Origin of the sequence: Deinococcus aquiradiocola, assembly GCF_014646915.1 — a bacterium.
In the GTDB taxonomy this organism is placed as follows: Bacteria; Deinococcota; Deinococci; order Deinococcales; family Deinococcaceae; genus Deinococcus; species Deinococcus aquiradiocola.
In genome coordinates this window covers 1-17,093 of the sequence record NZ_BMOE01000013.1, presented here as the reverse complement: position 1 = coordinate 17,093, position 17,093 = coordinate 1, and the positions used below count along the sequence as shown (strand labels likewise).

The window sequence follows — 17,093 nt, the reverse complement described above, 5'->3', positions numbered from 1 at the left end:
GGCGCACGGAACGGCCATGGGCAGCAGCGCCCCCGTCGCTCCGTGCGCCCTGCGAGTCCCGCGACCACCATTGAGAAGACCCCAAACAGGACGGCACCGGCCTGTCGCAGAGTCCTTTTTCGAGTTCACCGTTTGAGTTCACCGTTGGGCGGCACGCCGAGCCCGAGTTCCTGTTCTCCGCTCCAAAGGAGTACCCCGTATGGACCCCGTCTTTCTCTCCGGGCAGCTCTTCACCGGCCTGTCGGTCGCCAGCCTGCTGCTGCTCACGGCGCTGGGGCTGGCCCTGAGCTTCGGCCTGATGCGCGTCATCAACATGGCGCACGGCGAGTTCCTGATGATCGGCGGGTACCTCACGTACCTCGCCGCCAAGATGACCGGCCCCGGCTACCTCTGGATCGCCTTCCCGCTCGCGTTTCTCGGCACCGCGCTGCTGGGCGCGCTGCTGGAGACGCTCGTCATCCGGCGCCTGTACGGCCGCCCGCTCGACACGCTGCTCGCCACGTGGGGCATCAGCCTGATCCTGCAGCAGGCGGCCCGGCAGGTGTTCGGCTCGACCGGCGTGCCGGTCACTGCGCCCGCGTGGCTGTCGGGCTCCGTCACCGTGCACGGCGGCGTGCTGGACGGCCTGAGCTTTCCGTACGTGCGGCTCTTCGTGATCGTGCTGGCCGCCCTGGTGCTGGGCGTGATGTGGTGGGTGCTGACACGCAGCCGCCTGGGCATGCACGTCCGCGCCGTGAACAGCAACCGCGAGATGGCGTCCGCGCTGGGCGTCAACACGCGCCGCCTTGACCTGCTGGTGTTCTCGCTCGGGGCAGGCATCGCGGGCGTGGCGGGCGTGGGCCTCGCGCTGCTCGCCCCCGTGAACCCCACGGTGGGTGCCGCATACATCGTGAACGCCTTCCTAGTGGTCGTGGTGGGCGGCGTGGGCAGCGTCCTCGGGGCGGGCGTCGCCGCGCTGCTGCTGGGCTTCGTGACCGCACTCGCCGAGGGACTCACCAGCTCCAGTCTCGCGCAGGCCATCATGCTGATCCTGGTGGTCGCGTTCCTGCAGTGGAAGCCGCGCGGTCTGTTCCCCACACAGTCGCGCGCCCTGGAGGAATCGTGAACCCCGGACCGCGCCGACCCACGGCCAGCCCCGTCCGGGCGGCCCTGCTGGTGCTGCTGGCCCTCGCGCTGGCCCTGGCGCCCTTCTACCTGGGCGCGTACACCCTGACGCTGCTGGGCCGCGTGCTGGCACTCGGGGTGGCCGCCATCGGCATCATGGTGGTGTGGGGGCGCACCGGCATCCTCAGCCTCGGGCAGGGCCTGTTCTTCGGGCTGGGCGGGTACGCGCTCGCCATGCACCTCAAGCTCGCCGCCACCGCGAAGGGTGAACTGCCGGACTTCATGGTCTATAACGGCGTCGAGACGCTGCCGTGGTTCTGGATTCCGTTCGCCAGTGCGCCCTTCGCGCTGCTGATGGTGCTGGTCCTTCCCGCCGTGGCCGCCGGACTGGTCGCGTGGCTGATGTTCCGGCGCCGCATCACGGGCGTGTACGTGAGCATCATCACGCAGGCGCTCGTGCTGGCCTTCGTGACGTGGCTGAACGGCTCGCAGGGCCTCACGAGCGGCACCAACGGCATCACGGACTTCCAGACCTTCCTGGGCATCGACCTGCGCGGCGCGGGCGTGGCGCGCAGCCTGTACTGGGTGACGCTGCTCGTGCTGGCCGCGTGCATGGCGGGCACCGTGTGGCTGCTCGGCACGCACTTCGGGCGCGTCCTGACCGCCATCCGCGACAACGAGAACCGCGTGCGCTTCCTGGGCTACAACCCGGCCGCCTTCAAGATCGCCGCCTTCGCGTTCGGGGGGCTGCTGTCGGGCCTCAGCGGCGCGCTGTACACCCTGCACCTGGGCACCATCTCGCCCGCCATGATCGGCGTGACGTTCAGCATCGAACTCGTGGTGTGGGTGGCGCTGGGCGGCAGGAACAGCCTGCTGGGTGCGGTGGGCGGGCTGGTGCTGGGCCAGATCGCCAAGGACAAGATCTCCAGCGCCGCGCCGGACGCGTGGCTGTACGTCATGGGGGCACTGTTCGTGTTCGTGGTCCTGGCCCTCCCGCAGGGCGTGGCGGGCCTGCTGACCGGCCGCCGCGTCCGGCCCCGGGCGACCCAGCCGGTGCAGGCCGTGCAGGAGGTGAACGATGTCGTCTCCCACTGAACCCGTGCTGCTGGACGTGCAGGGCGTGACCGTCAGCTTCGACGGCTTCAAGGCGCTCACGGACCTGAGCCTGCAGGTGCCGCGCGGCAGCCTCCGCGTCCTGATCGGCCCGAACGGCGCGGGCAAGAGCACCCTGCTCGACACCATCATCGGCAAGGTCCGCCCCGTCAGCGGCGACGTCCGCTACGAAGGCCAGAGCCTCACGCGCCTCCCCGAGTACCGCATCGCCAACCTCGGCATCTGCCGTAAATTCCAGGCGCCCGGCGTGCTCGACGGCCTGACCGTCCACGAGAACCTGCAGGTCGCCACCCGGCGCGGCAAAGGCGTCCTCGGCAGCCTGCGTCCCGGCATGCGCGCCCACGAGGCCCAGCGCGTCACGGATCTCCTCGACCTGACCGGCCTGAACGGCAAGGCCCACCAGCTCGCGTCCGGCCTCGCGCACGGCGAGAAACAGTGGCTGGAGCTCGGCATGGTGGTCGCCACCGACCCGCACCTCCTGCTGCTCGACGAACCCACCGCAGGCATGACCGCCCAGGAGACCGCCAAGACCGCCGAACTCATCCGCACGCTCGCCGGACGCCACACGGTCCTCGTCATCGACCACGACATGGCCTTCGTGGAACTGCTGGACGCGCCCATCACCGTCCTGCACCAGGGACAGGTGTTCCGCGAAGGCGACCTCGCCACGCTGCGCGCCGACCCGGACGTCATGGAAATCTACCTGGGCCGACCCAAAGAAGACGCGCCCACCCCCGGAGACCCACATGCTCAAGCTTGAAGGCGTGAACGCCGCGTACGGACAGAGCCAGGTGCTGTGGGACGTGCACCTCGAAGTGCGCGACGCGGAAGCCGTCACCCTCATCGGCCGCAACGGCGTCGGCAAGACCACCCTGCTGCGCGCCATCACCGGCCTGCACCCCATCACGTCCGGACAGGTCCGCCTGAACGGCGAGCACGTCCAGCAGGACCCCGCCTACGCCCGCGCCCGCAGCGGCCTCGCGTACGTCCCGCAGGGCCGCGGCCTGTTCCCCCACCTCACCGTGCACGAGAACCTCCTCATGGGCCTGCCCGCCCTGAACGGCCGCCCGAACGCCCGCCACGACCTGCCCGAACTCATCTACGACCTCTTCCCGATCCTGCACGACATGGCGGGCCGCAAGGCCGGGAACCTCAGCGGCGGCCAGCAGCAGCAGGTCGCCATCGGGCGCGCCCTTGTCACGCAGCCCCGCTACCTGCTGCTCGACGAACCCACCGAAGGCATCCAGCCGAGCATCGTGCAGGAGATCGAGGCGGCCCTCACCCGCATCCGCCGCGAACTGCGCGTCGCCGTGCTGCTCGTCGAGCAGTACCTGGACTTCGCGTGGGCCTTCGCGGACCGCTACTACGTCATGCAGAAGGGCCGCGTCGTCGAAACCGGCCTCACCGCCGAGACACCCACCCGGGACGTCCAACGCTACCTGGGCGTATGAGGCAGGCTTACTGTTCGACGAACTTGGTTTGTGCCGCGTTGAGCTGAGGTGCGGGCGGCAGGGGCTTCCCCCCGTAGCTGAGCGTGGAGGCGTTCCCGTACCCGTCGACAGTGCCGCTGACCGTGTACCCGTCTGCGGTGCCGGGCTGGCTGCTCGGCAGGACGGCGATGTACATGCCTGCCGCTGGACCCGCGAGGGTCGGGAGTCCGTTCAGGGCGGTGCGGGGGTTGAGCACCAGTTGCCGCAGGATGGTCCAGTGGTTGAGCGGGAGCTCCGTCGGACCTGAAGTGGTCGTGATGCCGCCCAGCTCGGGGGGGAGAAGTTCCTCGTCATGCCTGAACGGCACCTGGGAAACAGTCCTGCCTTCAGCGTGCCAGCCGGGCTTCGGCGTCAGTGCGGTGAGTGTCCGGTACTGCCGTTTCACGCCCGTGCAGGTGCTCGGGGTGCCGAGATTCGGCCAGCTCTGACTCTGTATCGGAAGCCGGGGACTCTGAATGACCCTGAGATTGCTGTACAGCTCCCAGTGGCCTGTGCAGACCGTATTGCTTCTCGTGTCGGTCATCAGCCAGCGCTCCTGGTACCGGTAACTGCCGGGAAGGCGACGCAGGGCACTCGCGCTCTGGTTGTCCCGAAGTTCGGCCTGAAGGTCCTTCTGCTGAACCTCCAGGTGCCCGGGCGTGACCAGCGCGTAGTAGATCGATTTCGTGCCGCGTGGGTAAGTGAGTGTCGCCACCTGAAATTGCCCCCTGGGGGCGTGCTCGTCGGCGTTCAGTGCCTTCAGGTCTTCCAGCGTCAGGTCGCCTGACCACAGGACGCCCTCTTTCGGCGGCATCCATTCCCTTTGCGCGTAGCCGTACCCGGCCCACCCGCCGCCCAGCAGCACAGCGGCAAGTACCGCCCAGCCTGCCCGGTGGGTGAAGGCGTGCCCCAGCAGGCCCCGGTTGGTGGGTGCGGGGTCGCCCATCGCCTGCACGGCGAGGTATTCGGCCTCGTCAGCGGGGTGCCCGGCGGCACGCAGCTTGTCGATTCTCTCGACCAGATGCGTTCTCAGCTCGGCGGCGGCATCCAGGCGATCGGCTTTCGGCAGGCCCACGGTGGCCCGCCCGATGTAGGCGTTCATGCTGAGCGGGCGGCGGGCGAAGGGACGGCGGCGGGTCATGCCAGCCTGCGGGTCAGCAGGGCGTCCACGGCATTTCGCAGGCCCTGCCATTCCTGCCGTTTGTCGTTCATGGCGTTCAGGCCGCTGTCGGTCAGGTGGTAGACCTTGCGTGGAGCGCCGCCCTGGGTGCTCGCCTGCCATTCGCTGTCCACCCAGCCCGCCTTGACCAGCCGGTGCAGGGCCGGGTAGAGGCTGCCTTCCTTCATGTCGAACTGTCCTGCAGCGCGGGTCCGGATGTGTTCCAGAATTTCCAGGCCGTAGCGGGGTCGGTCCTGCAGGGCCGAGAGCAGGACGAGGTCGATGGTGCCGGATTTGAGTGGGTTCATGTCGTCTCCGCCGCGTGCTCAGGGTTGTCCTGCCGTGCAGGTATCTTGAGGACCAAGGTAGTGGGGCGGCAATATCTTGTCAAACAAGATTGTGGTTAAAGACTTCCGGCAGCCGTTCAGACGATCCCGGACACGGCCCTGCACTACCCTGGACCCCATGACGACACCCCACCTGGGTCTGGTGTGCATCACGTTCGGGCCGGAGGTGCGGTTCCGGACCATCACGCTCACGCGGTACCGGGCCCTGCCGGACGCCGGGCGGCGCGGCGCGCTGCTGGACCTGTACGCCGACAACATCTCGCGCCTGGCGGGCGCGGCCGCGTACTGCGTGCGGCACGGCATCCGGCTGTACCGCATGTCGGCGGCGCTGTTCCCGATGCTGGACCTGGAGGGCGACGGGACGGGCCGTGAGGTGCTGGACGCGCTGGCGCCGCAGCTGGCCGAGGCGGGCGCGGCGTTCACGTCGGCGGGCATCCGGGTGCTCGTGCATCCGGATCAGTTCATCGTGCTGAACAGCGAGCGGCCGGACGTGGTGCGGCGCAGCGTGCTGGCCGTCACGGCGCACGGTCACGTGATGGACCTGCTGGGGTTCTCGCGCACGCCGTGGAACATGATCCTGCTGCACGGCGGCAAGGGGGGGCGGGCGGAGCAGCTGGCCGAGATCATTCCCACCCTGCCGGACGGGGTGCGCCTGCGTCTGTGCCTGGAGAACGACGAGCGGGCGTACGGTCCGGCGGACCTGCTGCCGGTGTGCGGCGCGGCGGGCGTGCCGCTGGTGCTGGACGCGCATCATCACGTGGTGCGTGAGCGGCTGGCGTCGCAGGACGACCCGAGCGTGCGGGAGTGGGTGCTGGCCGCGCGGGACACGTGGACGCCGCCCGAGTGGCAGGTGGTGCACCTGAGCAACGGCATCGACGGCCCGCAGGACCGGAGGCACACGGACCTGATCACGCACTTCCCGGAAGCGTACCGGGACGTGCCGTGGATCGAGGTGGAAGCGAAAGGGAAGGAGCTGGCACTGGCGGGCCTGCGGGCGCACGTGCAGGGCTGACCCGGTCCGGCGCTCGCGGTCGGGCGGCGGCTTCGCGTTCCGCGCGGCTGACCTTCAGGCGCTCAGCTCGGTTCGGGACGACCGGGTTCCCGGGCGCATGTCCTCGTCCCCGTGAATGGCGTGCGTGGCGTGAGGTGAAGGGCGTGTGGGGACGGATTCGTGCTTCTCACACCCCTTCGGTGGGTGCGTGTGGGATGCTGGAGGCCAGGAGGTGTGCAGGTCCCTGCGGTGTCGGTGGACCCCGTCGCCCCCCGAATCCCTGACCTCTCCCTTTTTCATTCAGGTACCGATCATTCCTGCCGGACGCGTGTTCCGGCGGTGAGCGCTTCCCGCCGACGAGGGCCGCGCACCGACAGGTGCCCGCCGAGCGAACGGTCCGGGCGGACGCGAGCACGACCCGCCGCTGCCCCGGCCGCTCAGACCGGCCGGGCTGGCTGCGGTGCGCGTCTCGTCTCGACAGCCCGCCACCGAGTGCGCGGGGACGTCGGGGCAGGACGCGCAGGAGGTCCCATGACCGACGTATCCCCCCTGTCCCGGCGCGCCGCGCCGACCGCCCTGCCCGCGCTGCCGGTCCGTCCGGCCGCGCACGTCACGCCCGCCGCGCCGCTGCGGCACGTCCTGCTGATCGGGAACCACGCGCCGCGCCAGTGCGGCATCGCGACCTTCACGGCCGACGTGGCGCGCGCCCTGCCGGTCGAGCGGGTCAGTGTCGTCGCCATGAACGACGGGCACACCTACCCGTACCCGCCGGAAGTGGTGTTCGCCATCGAGCAGGACGCGCTGGACGAGTACGTGAGCGGCGCGGAACGCATCAACGCCCTGCGGCCCGACGTGGTGTGCGTGCAGCACGAGTACGGCATCTACGGCGGTCCGGCGGGCGCGTACCTGCTGACGCTGCTGCGCGGCCTGGACGCGCCCATCGTGACGACGCTGCACACGGTGCTGGAGACGCCCAGCGCGGAGCAGCGGGCGGTGCTGGAGGAACTGTGCGCCCTGTCGGCCGGGATCGTGGTCATGAGTGCCCGCGCGGTGGATATCCTCGTGCGGCAGGGCGTGCCGCGCGGGCGGGTGCGGCTTATTCATCACGGCGTGCCGGACCTGACGGGCGATCCCGCCACCGAGAAGGCCCGACTGGGCGTGGGGGAGCGGCCCCTGATCCTCACGTTCGGGCTGATCGGGCGCGGCAAGGGCCTCGACACGGCCGTGCGTGCCCTGCCGGACGTGGTGCGCGCCCACCCGGACGCGCTGTACCTGATCCTGGGGGCCACGCACCCGCACGTGCTGCGGCACGAGGGCGAGGCGTACCGTGAGGAACTGCTGGCCCTGGCCCGCGAGCTGGGCGTGCAGGACAACCTGCGGATGGACAACCGTTTCGTGGAGCTGGACGACCTGAAGCGGTACCTGACGGCGGCCGACGTGTACCTCACGCCCTACCCCAATCCCGCGCAGATCACGTCCGGGACGCTCGCGTACGCGGTCGGGAACGGCAAGGCCGTCGTGAGCACGCCGTACTGGTACGCGGAGGAACTCCTCGCGGACGGGCGGGGCGTCCTCACGCCGTTCGGGGAGCCGCGCGCGATGGGGGAGGCGCTGTCCGCCCTGCTGTCCGACCCGCACGCGCGGGCCGGGATGGGCGCGCGCGCGGAGGTGTTCGGGGAGGCGATGCGCTGGCCTGCCGTGGGCGCGGCGTACGCGGAGGTGTTCGGGCAGGTGCAGCCGCGCCGTCACGGCCGCATGGGTCGCCGTGCGGCGCGGCCCGCGCAGGTGCAGCTGACGCACCTGCACGCCATGACGGACGGCACGGGCCTCTTCCAGCACGCGACGGGCGCCGTCCCGAACCCGCACGAGGGGTACACCACGGACGACAATGCCCGCGCCCTGCAGCTCGTGTGCCGCCTGCCGGTCAGCGCCGCCCACCTGGCACTCGCGCGGCGCTACCTGTCGTTCCTGCATTACGCCATCGACGAGGGGAGCGGCGTGTTCCGGAATTTCCTCAGTTACGACCGTCGCTGGCTGGAGGCGCGCGGCGCCGAGAACGCGCAGGCGCGCGCCGTGCGTGCCCTGGTCGTGGCGGCCCTGCACCCGGAACCGCTCGTCTCGGACGCGGCCCGCGAACTGCTGCGCCGCTCGGGCCGGGCGGGCCTGGGTTTGGAGTCGCCGCGCGCGCAGGCGATCCTGCTGCTCGCCGTGAGCGACCTGCACCGCTCACCCGCGCTGCTCGCCGAGCACGGGGCGTTGCTGGACGCCGCGCGCGGGTACGCGCTCACCCTGGCGTCCCTGCATGCGGCGAGCGCGCGGCCCGGCTGGAACTGGTTCGAGGGGTACCTCAGCTACGCGAATGCCGAACTGCCGCACGCCCTGATCGCGTTCGGGCAGGCGAGCGGCGACACGGGCAGCCTCACGCTCGGGCTGAGCACCCTGGATTGGCTGCACGGTCAGCAGCGCGGACCGCTGGGCGGGCCGGACGGGTGGACGTTCTGGCCGGTCGGGTGCGAACGCGTGTACTTCCGCGGCGAGGCGCGGCCCCTCTGGGACGGCCAGCCGATCGAGGCGGCCGTGTCCGTCGCGGCGTACGCGGCGGCATACGCGGCCGGGGCGGGAGAGGCGTGGCTGCAGCGCGCGGCACGCGCCCTCGACTGGCTGACGGGCGACAACCTGCTCGGGCAGCCGATGCTGGACGCCGTCACCGCCGGGTGCCGGGACGGCCTGCACCGGCACGGGCCGAGCATCAACCAGGGCGCGGAATCCACCGTGCTGCTGTGGGACGCGGTGCTGGACCTGCAGGTGGCCGCCGCGCAGGGCGAACGGGGCGGCCCCACCCCCCTGAGCGCCGATGACTGACGCGGGCACCCTGACCCCCGCGCGGCAGGGAGCGGGGCAGGGGGGGCGTCCGCTGCGCGTGGCGATGCTCGCGCCCGTCGCGTGGCGCGTCCCGCCCCGGCATTACGGGCCGTGGGAGCGCGTCGTGTCGCTCCTCACCGAGGGCCTCGTGCGGGCGGGCGTGGACGTGACGCTCTTCGCGACGGCCGACTCGCTCACGGCCGCCACGCTGTCCGCCGTGGTGCCCAGCGGGTACGAGGAGACGCCCGGCATGGACGTGAAGGTGATGGAGGCCCTGCACCTCGGGAACCTCTTCGACCGCGCCGCGCAGTTCGACGTGATCCACAACCACGCGGACTTCCTGCCGCTCGGGTACGCGGGCCTCGTCGCGACGCCCACCGTCACCACCGTGCACGGCTTCTCCGGCCCCGGCATCCTGCCCGTGTACCGCCGCTACGACGGCCGCACCGCGTACGTGTCCATCAGCGACGCGGACCGCGCGCCGGACCTCACGTACGCCGCCACCGTGTACCACGGGCTGGACCTGACGGAGTTCACGTTCCGGGCCGAGCCGGGCGCGTACCTCGTGTTCTTCGGGCGGATGCACCCCGACAAGGGCGCCGCGGACGCCATCCGGATCGCGCGCGCGGCGGGCCTGCCCCTCAAGCTGGCGGGCATCGTGCAGGACCGCGCGTACTTCGAGCGGGAGGTGCAGCCGCACCTGAATCCCGCCTCCGGCCCGGACGTGCAGTACCTCGGCTCGGTCGGCCCACAGGAACGTGACCGCGTGCTGAGCGGCGCGCTCGCACTGCTGCACCCCATCCACTTCGACGAGCCGTTCGGGCTGAGCATGGTGGAGGCGATGGCGTGCGGCACGCCCGTCATCGCGTACCGGCGCGGGAGCGTGCCGGAAGTGGTCGGCACGGACGGCGGCGTGATCGTCCCGCCCGGCGACGAGGCGGCCGCCGTGCAGGCCGTCCGGACCGCCGCGACCCTCGACCGCCGCGCCGTCCGGGCGCGCGTGGAGCGCCTCTTCACCGTGCAGCACATGGTGGACGGCTACCTGCAGGTGTACCGGGGCATGCTCGCCGCCCGCACGGCCGGAACGCGCCCGTGACCGCCTCGCCCGCCCCGGCCTGCCGCGCGTGCAGTATGAAGGTTCGGCGCGTACGCCCTTCACACCCGGCGCGTACGCTGACCGCATGACCTTCCTCCCAGGCCGCCACCGAGACCCGGTCCTGTTCCACAGACACGACCGCAACCCGGTCCTCAGCGCGGACCGCTGGCCGTACCAGGCCAACACGGTCTTCAACGCGGGCGCCACCCTCCTGCAGGACGGCACCACGCTGCTGCTGTGCCGCGTGGAGGACTTCCGGGGCCTGTCGCACCTCACGGCCGCCCGCAGCCGCGACGGCCTCACCGCCTGGAAGATCGACGCCGAACCGACCCTCGTGCCGCACCCGGACCACCCGGAGGAAAGCTGGGGCATCGAGGACCCCCGCATCACGTACCTCCCCGAGGAGGACGCGTACGCCGTGCTGTACACCGCGTACAGCCCGGAAGGGCCGGGCGTGGCGCTCGCCATGACGAGCGACTTCGTGACCTTCGACCGGCGCGGCCTGATCTTCCCGCCCGAAGACAAGGACGCCGCCATCTTCCCCGTACGCTTCGAGGAAGGCTGGGCGGCCCTGCACCGCCCCGTCACCAGCAACACCGCCAACATCCACCTGAGCTTCAGCGAGAACCTGCGGCACTTCGGCAACAGCCGCGCCGTCCTCACCGCGCGGCGTGGCCCGTGGTGGGACGCCCGCAAGGTCGGCCTGTCTGCCCCGCCCATCCGCACGCCCGAGGGCTGGCTCCTCATCTACCACGGCGTCAAGACGACCGGGAGCGGCGTCCTGTACCGCAACGGCCTCGCGCTCCTCGACCTGCACCACCCGGACCGCTGCCTGCTGCGCAGCGACCCGTGGGTGTTCGGGCCGCGCGACCTCTCCGAACGGGTGGGCGACGTCGACAACGTCGTGTTCCCGTGCGGCACCACCCTGCTCCCCGACGGCGACACGCTCCGCATGTACTACGGGCAGGCGGACACCAGCATCGGGGTCGCCACCGCCAGCCTCCGCGCGCTGCTCGACTGGCTGAAGGAGAACGGCAGCGTCCCCACCCTCGACTGAACCGCCCAGGGCCGGGGGACTGAATGGAATGCTCGCCCCGGCGGGCGGCCAAAGCAGAGCGTGCGAACGGGGATCACCCATTCGCACGCTCGTTCGTCTGGAGGCGCTGACCGGACTCGAACCGGTGGTGGAGGTTTTGCAGACCTCTGCCTTACCACTTGGCTACAGCGCCTCACGCTCGCACTGCGGCCAGCGGCGAGAATGTTAGCACGCGCCGCCCGCCACCTGTCAAAATCCCTCCGGCACCCGCACCCTTGCGCCGCCCATCAAGGCCCCGTGAAGGGCCGCCGCGCCCCGCCCGCATTACGCTGAAGCATGACCCAGAACGAAGTGCACGACAACAGGGAAGCGGGCCGGTACGAGCTGCAGACGCCGCAGGGCCTCGCCTTCGCCGAGTACCGCCCGGCCGGACCGGCCGTCATGTTCACGCACACCGAGGTGCCCGAAGCACTCGAAGGGCAGGGCATCGGCTCGCGCCTCGTGAAGGCGGCACTGGACGACGTGCAGGCGCAGGGCAGGAAGGTCATCCCCATGTGCCCCTTCGTTGCCGCCTTCATCGGGCAGCACCCCGAGTATCTGGAACTGGTGGACCCCGCCCAGCGCGGCGCACTGGGCATGTAGGTGTAGACCCGGCAGAGGAAGCGGCCCGCCAGTGCATCCTGGCGGGCCGCTCCGTTCTCGTCGTTCAGGCGAGGCGTTCGTAGGCCCAGGCGAGCATGTCGGCGGTGGTGTCCCAGCCTACGCAGGCGTCCGTGACGGACACGCCGTACTGCAGTTCCGACAGGTCGGCGGGGATGCTCTGCTTGCCGGCGTTCAGGTTGCTTTCGACCATCAGGCCTTTCAGGCGGGTGTCGCCGCCGACGCGCTGGAAGATCACGTCGTGCCACGCGTCGAGCTGTTTGTCGTGCACGTAGCCGCTGTTGTGGTGGCTGCAGTCCACGATCAGGGCGGGCGTGACGCCGGACGCGGTGAGCATCTCGCTGGCTTTCTCCACGTGCTCGTAGCCGTAGTTGGGTCCGGCGGTGCCGCCGCGCAGGATGATGTGGCCGTAGGCGTTGCCGCGCGTGCTGACCACGGCGGCCTGGCCGTCGTCGGTGATGCCGAGGAAGGTGTGGGGTTTGCGGGCGCTGAGGATGGCGTCTACCGCGAGTTTCACGCTGCCGCCGGTGCCGTTCTTGAAGCCGACGGGGGCGGACACGCCGCTCACCATGGCGCGGTGCGTCTGGGATTCGGTGGTGCGTGCGCCGATGGCGCCCCAGGCGAGCTGATCGTCGATGTACTGGGGCACGAAGGGGTCGAGGAGTTCCGTGGCGAGCGGCAGACCCAGACTGTTGATCTTGAGCATCAGTTCGCGGGTCTTGTGCAGGCCGAGGTTGAAGTCGTTCTGGCCGTCCATGTGCGGGTCGTTGAGGTAGCCTCTCCAGCCGACGGTGGTGCGGGGCTTGTCGGGGTAGACGCGCATGATGATCTCGAGGCGGTCGGCGTACCTGCGGCGCAGTTCCAGCAGGCGTCCGGCGTATTCGAGGGCCTGCGCTTCGTCGTGGATGCTGCACGGCCCGATGATGATGAGGAGGCGGGGGTCGGTGCCGTCGAGGATGTTCTTGATGGCCTGCCGGGATGCCTGCACCGTCTGTTGCGCTTCGGGCGTGTTGGGCAGTTCGGCTTTCATGCTGCGGGGCGTGGCGAGCGGCTGGAATCCGGTGACGTTGAGGTTCTCGGTGGTGGGGGTGAGGGTGGCGGTCATGGTGGGTGCTCCTGTGCGCCAGTGAGGCAAAAAAACACCGCCCGGTGGCGTTCCGGGCGGTGAGGTGCGGCTGTGCAGCTGCAGCAAACGTCAGGCCCGGGAATTCCTGGACCAATAAAAGAAGAACGCGCTGCCGAACATGACGGTATGGTACTCCGCTGCGGGTGCGGGGCGTGCGGGAAGGCTAGACGTGACGTTCATGTCCGGGGGTGGCGGGGCGGGTCAGGGCAGGATGGCGCGTGCGCGGGCGCGGCCGAGGTTCCAGGTGCGCCAGTCGTCCTGGGGGAAGATCAGGTCGTTGGCGACGGCGCGCAGGGTGGCGAGGCGTTCGGCGTGCGTCTCGCCGAGGTCGGGGAGTTCGTCGAGGTGCGCGACGATGACGGGAACGCTGTCCGCGCCGAGCGCGAGCAGGTCGCCGAGGTGCGTGCGTTGCGGGGTGCGGCGCAGGGTGTTGGTGACGTGGTTCAGGTCGCGGTTCAGGTTGACGTTCGCGATGAGGTGGCCGGGGTTCACGGCGTCGAGGGTGACGGTGAGGCTCAGGCCGGAGATGAGCGAGAAGTACGCGAAGCGTTCCAGCCTGCCGCGCCAGCCGAGCGCGGCGTACGTGGCGAGGGCGAGCGTCACCCACGCCAGGAACACGGCGCCGAGGACGCGCGTTTCGCTGAGGCCGTAGGCGGTGACGTACAGGCTGAGGCGGGTGTAGGCGCTCAGGATGAGCAGGGCGAGCGGGAGGAGTACGGCGGCGCTCATGAGGCGGTAGGGGAGGGTGAGGCGCAGGTCGCGGCGCAGCAGGGCGTGCGAGGCGAGCAGCACGGCGAGCGTGAGGACGGCCACGGCGCTCAGTTCCCCGAAGCCCTGCCGGACGTACCGGCTGTAGACGATGCCGGTGGCGGGCGCGGCGAGCGTCTCGACGAGCAGGTACGCGCAGAAGAGCACGCTGAGGCTGACGAGCGGCACGCCGAGCTCGGTGAGGCCCAGTCCGGTCCGGTTGGGGGCGGCATGACCGGGCGGGGTGCGGCCTGGAGGGGTGGCGTGCAGGGCGGCGTGGACGGCGCCGCCCGCCGCGAAACTCCACAGCAGGATGGTCAGGAGCGAGCCGCTGAGCGGTCCGAGGTCCATGTCCCACTCGGGCAGGTGCGTGAAGAGGGCCGCAAAGCGCGGGTCTGCCTGTCCGAGCAGCGTGCCGAACACGGCCAAGACGGGGACGGTCAGGAGGACGCCGGTCAGGATGCGGCGGCTGCGTCCGGTGTGCGGTCGGGGGCGGGGCCACAGGTGTCGCCAGGGGGAGCGCACGGCGATGCGCAGCAGGCCGGTCGCGGTGTGCCCGAAGCCGTTCAGGAGGGTGCCGAGCGTTTCGCCGAGCGTGAGGCGGTGCAGGCCGGGGAAGCGCAGGAAGCTCAGGCCGAAGGTGAGGGCCGTGAGGAGCCCGAGGGCGTTCAGGCGGGTGGCGAGGGTGCCGTCGCGCGTGGCGAGTCCGGCGGCGCACAGCAGGCCGAGCGTCAGGACGGTGAGGGCGGCGCGGTTGGGGGGCGTGCCGCGTTTCCGGGCGATCACGCTGAGCGTGACGGTGAGCGTGAGGGTCAGGAGCGGGATGTTCAGGCCGGGCGTGAGGCTGGTGTTCCGAGTGAGCAGCCATGCGAGGACGGCGATGGCGAGTGTGAGGGGCAGGGCGGCGCGGTCGGGGGTGGGGGCGGCTGTCCGGCGGTCTGGGGCGGCGTCGGTCATGGTGCCCTAAGTGTACTCACCTGAGTATGATGTGTATATAACTCGCCGTTTTCGCCTGTGCGCGCCGCCGGGAGCAATGTCCCGCCCCTGGCGTTTTCGTACCATCCGGCCCGCCGGGACTCTCTACACTCGGGCCATGTCCTTCCCCGACCTGCAATCGTTTCTCCGGCTGCTGGACGAGCGCGGCGAACTGCTGCGCGTGTCCACCCCGGTCAGCCGCGACCTGGAGATCACCGAGATCGCCGACCGCCTCGTCAAGAAGGGCGGTCCGGCCGTGCTGTTCGAGAACGTGATCGGCAGTCCCTTCCCGCTCGTCATCGGCATGCTCGGCACGGCGGACCGCGTGGCGCTCTCGCTGGGCCTCCCGGACCTCGACGCGCTGGCTGTACGGGTCCGTGACCTGATCGACCTGAGCGGCGCGAAGGGCGTGGGCGGCATGCTGTCGCAACTCCCGAAACTGCGTGACGCCATGAATCTCCCGCCGCGCCGGGTCCGCAAGGCCGCGTCGCAGGAAGTCGTGTGGCGCGGCGATCAGGTGGACCTGAACAAGCTGCCGGTCCTGAAGTGCTGGCCGCTCGACGGTGGCCCCTTCGTCACGCTGCCGCTCGTCATCACCAGGGACCCCGAGACCGGCGAGCGCAACATGGGTATGTACCGCATGCAGGTCATGGGTCCCCGCGAGACCGGCATGCACTGGCAGCGTCACAAGACCGGCGCCCGCCACCTCGAAAAGGCCCGCAAGCTCGGGAAGCGGCTGGAGGTGGCGGTGGCGCTCGGCGGCGACCCGGCCCTCATCTACGCGGCGACCGCGCCGCTCCCGCCGATTCCCGGCCTGGACGAGTTCGCGCTCGCGGGCTTCCTGCGCGGGCAGCGGTACCCGCTCGTGAAGGGCGTGACGGTGGACCTCGACGTGCCCGCCAACGCGGAGTTCATTCTGGAAGGCTACGTGGACCCGCAGGAGGACTGGAAGACCGAGGGGCCGTTCGGGGACCACACCGGCTTCTACACCCTGCCGGAACTGTACCCGCGCTTTCACGTCACGGCCGTCACCATGCGCCGTCACCCCATCTATCCGGCGACCATCGTGGGCCGCCCGCCGATGGAGGACGCGTACCTCATCGAGGCGTCCGAGCGGCTGTTCCTGCCTGCCGCGCAGCTCATCCTGCCGGAACTCTCGGATTACCACATGCCGCCTGCCGGGGTGGCGCACAACCTCGTGTTCGCCAGCATCAAGAAGCGCTTTCCCGGTGAGGGCTACAAGACCGCGAACGGCCTGTTCGGTCTGGGGCAGATGATGTTCGCGAAGGTGATCGTGGTGCTGGACGACGGGGTGCCCGTCAACAACTTCGGGGAGGTGTGGCGCGAGGTGGCCCGCCGCGCCGTGCCGGGCCGCGACACGCTCAGCACGCGCGGGCCGATGGACGCCCTCGATCACAGCAGTCGCGGCTGGAGTTACGGCGGCAAGCTCATCATCGACGCGACCGGCAAGCTCGCCGAGGAACTCGGGTCGGGCACCGGGTCCCGCCAGGGGCAGAACGAGGGCGAGGGTGGGGGAGAGGTGCCGTTCGTGCCGCGCGCCAGCACGGACCTCCCGACCTTCGAGGGCGTGGTCGCGCAGCGGCAGAGCGCGGACGGGTACTGGTACGTGGCGCTCGACAAGACGCGGCCCGGTCAGGCGCAGGAGCTCGCGGCGGCCTTCGCGGCGCACCCGGCGGCGGCGGGCGTGCGTCACCTGCTCATCTGCGACGAGCAGACCGACGTGACCGACGATCAGGACGCGTGGTGGACCATCCTGAACAACATCGACGCCGAGCGTGACGTGTGGGTGCTGCCGCACGGCGAGCACCGCCTGCTCGCCTGGGACGGTGCGCGCAAACTGCCCGAGGAGGGTTTCGTGCGTCCCTGGCCGCCCAAGATCGTGATGGACAAGTCGGTCATGGACAGGGTGGACGCGAGGTGGCACGTGTACGGTCTGCCGGAGCAGTGGCGCTGAACGCCCGCCTGGAGCGGGTTTCCGCTCTTCCTTCAGGGGTGGCCGCGTGGGGTGTTGACAGATCGGGGAGCGGAGCATATAGTTCTCTTCGCCCGTGAGAGCGGGCAGGCGCGAAAGCGCGAGACGCATGACAACTGGTGAATGACGATGACAGGACACTCCGACAGGGGTGAGCAGCGGGTCACTCCCCCGAGTGATCTCCAGATTGCTGAACAGATCCGGTCTTAGCCACCGGGTCGAACACTGGTCCTCACGGACCATGGTCCCACCGGGACCACGAACTCTTCGGAGTTCAACACCATGCAAGGCATGGACAAACCTATCAATACCGGTCTTCCGACTGTGTTGAACCATTTTATGGAGAGTTTGATCCTGGCTCAGGGTGAACGCTGGCGGCGTGCTTAAGACATGCAAGTCGAACGAGAGAGCTTGC

At 70.3% G+C, this 17,093-nt stretch carries 14 protein-coding genes, 1 tRNA gene and 1 rRNA gene; 11 read left to right on the top strand and 5 right to left on the bottom strand.

What is annotated here, in order from left to right; translation table 11 throughout:
- The first annotated feature begins 199 nt into the window (after positions 1–199).
- From urtB to urtE, 4 genes are read left to right on the top strand one after another with little or no spacing between them, the layout of a single operon-like run.
- On the top strand, positions 200–1,105 hold the full coding sequence (gene urtB, locus IEY33_RS15360) for an urea ABC transporter permease subunit UrtB (protein ID WP_188964172.1): 906 nt from the start codon (positions 200–202) through the stop codon (positions 1,103–1,105).
- Positions 1,102–2,199 carry an urea ABC transporter permease subunit UrtC gene (gene urtC, locus IEY33_RS15355; protein ID WP_229671059.1) on the top strand — a complete coding sequence of 366 codons (1,098 nt, stop codon included), beginning with the start codon at positions 1,102–1,104 and terminating at the stop codon, positions 2,197–2,199. The genes urtB and urtC overlap by 4 nt, the downstream gene beginning before the upstream one ends.
- Positions 2,183–2,977 carry an urea ABC transporter ATP-binding protein UrtD gene (gene urtD, locus IEY33_RS15350; RefSeq protein WP_188964171.1) on the top strand — a complete coding sequence of 265 codons (795 nt, stop codon included), beginning with the start codon at positions 2,183–2,185 and terminating at the stop codon, positions 2,975–2,977. Before urtC ends, urtD begins: the two co-directional genes overlap by 17 nt.
- The gene (urtE, locus tag IEY33_RS15345; RefSeq protein WP_188964170.1) at positions 2,964–3,668 is read left to right on the top strand and encodes an urea ABC transporter ATP-binding subunit UrtE; all 705 of its coding nucleotides are present in this window, start codon (positions 2,964–2,966) and stop codon (positions 3,666–3,668) included. The genes urtD and urtE overlap by 14 nt, the downstream gene beginning before the upstream one ends.
- Before the next feature lie 7 nt (positions 3,669–3,675).
- Here urtE and IEY33_RS15340 read toward each other — a convergent pair whose 3' ends face one another.
- Both IEY33_RS15340 and IEY33_RS15335 read right to left on the bottom strand, forming a co-directional pair.
- Positions 3,676–4,827 carry a permease prefix domain 1-containing protein gene (locus IEY33_RS15340; protein WP_188964169.1) on the bottom strand — a complete coding sequence of 384 codons (1,152 nt, stop codon included), beginning with the start codon at positions 4,825–4,827 and terminating at the stop codon, positions 3,676–3,678.
- Complete coding sequence (locus IEY33_RS15335; RefSeq protein WP_188964168.1) at positions 4,824–5,153, bottom strand: PadR family transcriptional regulator; 330 nt, start codon at positions 5,151–5,153, stop codon at positions 4,824–4,826. The genes IEY33_RS15340 and IEY33_RS15335 overlap by 4 nt, the downstream gene beginning before the upstream one ends.
- 157 nt (positions 5,154–5,310) lie before the next feature.
- Between IEY33_RS15335 and uvsE the strand changes: the two genes are divergently transcribed.
- The 4 genes from uvsE (at position 5,311) to IEY33_RS15315 (ending at position 11,198) form a co-directional block, all read left to right on the top strand.
- Positions 5,311–6,204, top strand: coding sequence for a UV DNA damage repair endonuclease UvsE (gene uvsE / locus IEY33_RS15330; protein WP_188964167.1), 894 nt, complete (start codon positions 5,311–5,313; stop codon positions 6,202–6,204).
- A gap of 510 nt (positions 6,205–6,714) precedes the next feature.
- Positions 6,715–9,045 carry a glycosyltransferase family 4 protein gene (locus IEY33_RS15325; RefSeq protein ID WP_188964166.1) on the top strand — a complete coding sequence of 777 codons (2,331 nt, stop codon included), beginning with the start codon at positions 6,715–6,717 and terminating at the stop codon, positions 9,043–9,045.
- Positions 9,038–10,141 (top strand): glycosyltransferase family 4 protein, encoded by a 1,104-nt coding sequence (locus tag IEY33_RS15320; protein ID WP_229671058.1) that lies wholly within the window; start codon positions 9,038–9,040, stop codon positions 10,139–10,141. The genes IEY33_RS15325 and IEY33_RS15320 overlap by 8 nt, the downstream gene beginning before the upstream one ends.
- 85 nt (positions 10,142–10,226) lie before the next feature.
- Positions 10,227–11,198, top strand: a complete 972-nt coding sequence (locus IEY33_RS15315; RefSeq protein ID WP_188964165.1) for a glycoside hydrolase family 130 protein — start codon at positions 10,227–10,229, stop codon at positions 11,196–11,198.
- 98 nt (positions 11,199–11,296) lie between these two features.
- Here the strand turns inward: IEY33_RS15315 and IEY33_RS15310 are convergent.
- Positions 11,297–11,370: transfer RNA gene (locus IEY33_RS15310), tRNA-Cys, on the bottom strand.
- A gap of 143 nt (positions 11,371–11,513) precedes the next feature.
- Between IEY33_RS15310 and IEY33_RS15305 the strand changes: the two genes are divergently transcribed.
- Positions 11,514–11,819, top strand: a complete 306-nt coding sequence (locus IEY33_RS15305) for a GNAT family N-acetyltransferase (RefSeq protein ID WP_188964164.1) — start codon at positions 11,514–11,516, stop codon at positions 11,817–11,819.
- Between the two features lie 64 nt (positions 11,820–11,883).
- Here the strand turns inward: IEY33_RS15305 and IEY33_RS15300 are convergent, their stop codons facing one another.
- Positions 11,884–12,942 (bottom strand): 3-deoxy-7-phosphoheptulonate synthase, encoded by a 1,059-nt coding sequence (locus tag IEY33_RS15300; protein ID WP_188964163.1) that lies wholly within the window; start codon positions 12,940–12,942, stop codon positions 11,884–11,886.
- A gap of 222 nt (positions 12,943–13,164) precedes the next feature.
- Positions 13,165–14,667, bottom strand: coding sequence for a DUF4153 domain-containing protein (locus tag IEY33_RS15295; RefSeq protein WP_188964162.1), 1,503 nt, complete (start codon positions 14,665–14,667; stop codon positions 13,165–13,167).
- Positions 14,668–14,803: 136 nt separating this feature from the next.
- Here IEY33_RS15295 and IEY33_RS15290 point away from each other — a divergent pair, with 136 nt between their 5' ends.
- Both IEY33_RS15290 and IEY33_RS15285 read left to right on the top strand, forming a co-directional pair.
- A complete protein-coding gene (locus tag IEY33_RS15290) occupies positions 14,804–16,660 on the top strand; it encodes a menaquinone biosynthesis decarboxylase (protein WP_188964161.1) in 1,857 nt (618 codons plus the stop codon).
- A gap of 354 nt (positions 16,661–17,014) precedes the next feature.
- Positions 17,015–17,093, top strand: a 16S ribosomal RNA gene (locus IEY33_RS15285); the annotation flags it as partial.

What these genes read in the sequence shown, in the direction of transcription:
- IEY33_RS15305 (WP_188964164.1), top strand. Translation starts at nt 11,514, where the DNA reads ATGACCCAGAACGAAGTGCACGACAACAGGGAAGCGGGCCGGTACGAG.
- IEY33_RS15325 (WP_188964166.1), top strand. Translation starts at nt 6,715, where the DNA reads ATGACCGACGTATCCCCCCTGTCCCGGCGCGCCGCGCCGACCGCCCTG.
- uvsE (WP_188964167.1), top strand. Translation starts at nt 5,311, where the DNA reads ATGACGACACCCCACCTGGGTCTGGTGTGCATCACGTTCGGGCCGGAG.
- IEY33_RS15295 (WP_188964162.1), bottom strand. Translation starts at nt 14,667, where the DNA reads ATGACCGACGCCGCCCCAGACCGCCGGACAGCCGCCCCCACCCCCGAC.
- IEY33_RS15300 (WP_188964163.1), bottom strand. Translation starts at nt 12,942, where the DNA reads ATGACCGCCACCCTCACCCCCACCACCGAGAACCTCAACGTCACCGGA.
- IEY33_RS15335 (WP_188964168.1), bottom strand. Translation starts at nt 5,153, where the DNA reads ATGAACCCACTCAAATCCGGCACCATCGACCTCGTCCTGCTCTCGGCC.
- IEY33_RS15290 (WP_188964161.1), top strand. Translation starts at nt 14,804, where the DNA reads ATGTCCTTCCCCGACCTGCAATCGTTTCTCCGGCTGCTGGACGAGCGC.
- urtD (WP_188964171.1), top strand. Translation starts at nt 2,183, where the DNA reads ATGTCGTCTCCCACTGAACCCGTGCTGCTGGACGTGCAGGGCGTGACC.
- IEY33_RS15315 (WP_188964165.1), top strand. Translation starts at nt 10,227, where the DNA reads ATGACCTTCCTCCCAGGCCGCCACCGAGACCCGGTCCTGTTCCACAGA.
- urtE (WP_188964170.1), top strand. Translation starts at nt 2,964, where the DNA reads ATGCTCAAGCTTGAAGGCGTGAACGCCGCGTACGGACAGAGCCAGGTG.
- IEY33_RS15320 (WP_229671058.1), top strand. Translation starts at nt 9,038, where the DNA reads ATGACTGACGCGGGCACCCTGACCCCCGCGCGGCAGGGAGCGGGGCAG.
- urtB (WP_188964172.1), top strand. Translation starts at nt 200, where the DNA reads ATGGACCCCGTCTTTCTCTCCGGGCAGCTCTTCACCGGCCTGTCGGTC.
- IEY33_RS15340 (WP_188964169.1), bottom strand. Translation starts at nt 4,827, where the DNA reads ATGACCCGCCGCCGTCCCTTCGCCCGCCGCCCGCTCAGCATGAACGCC.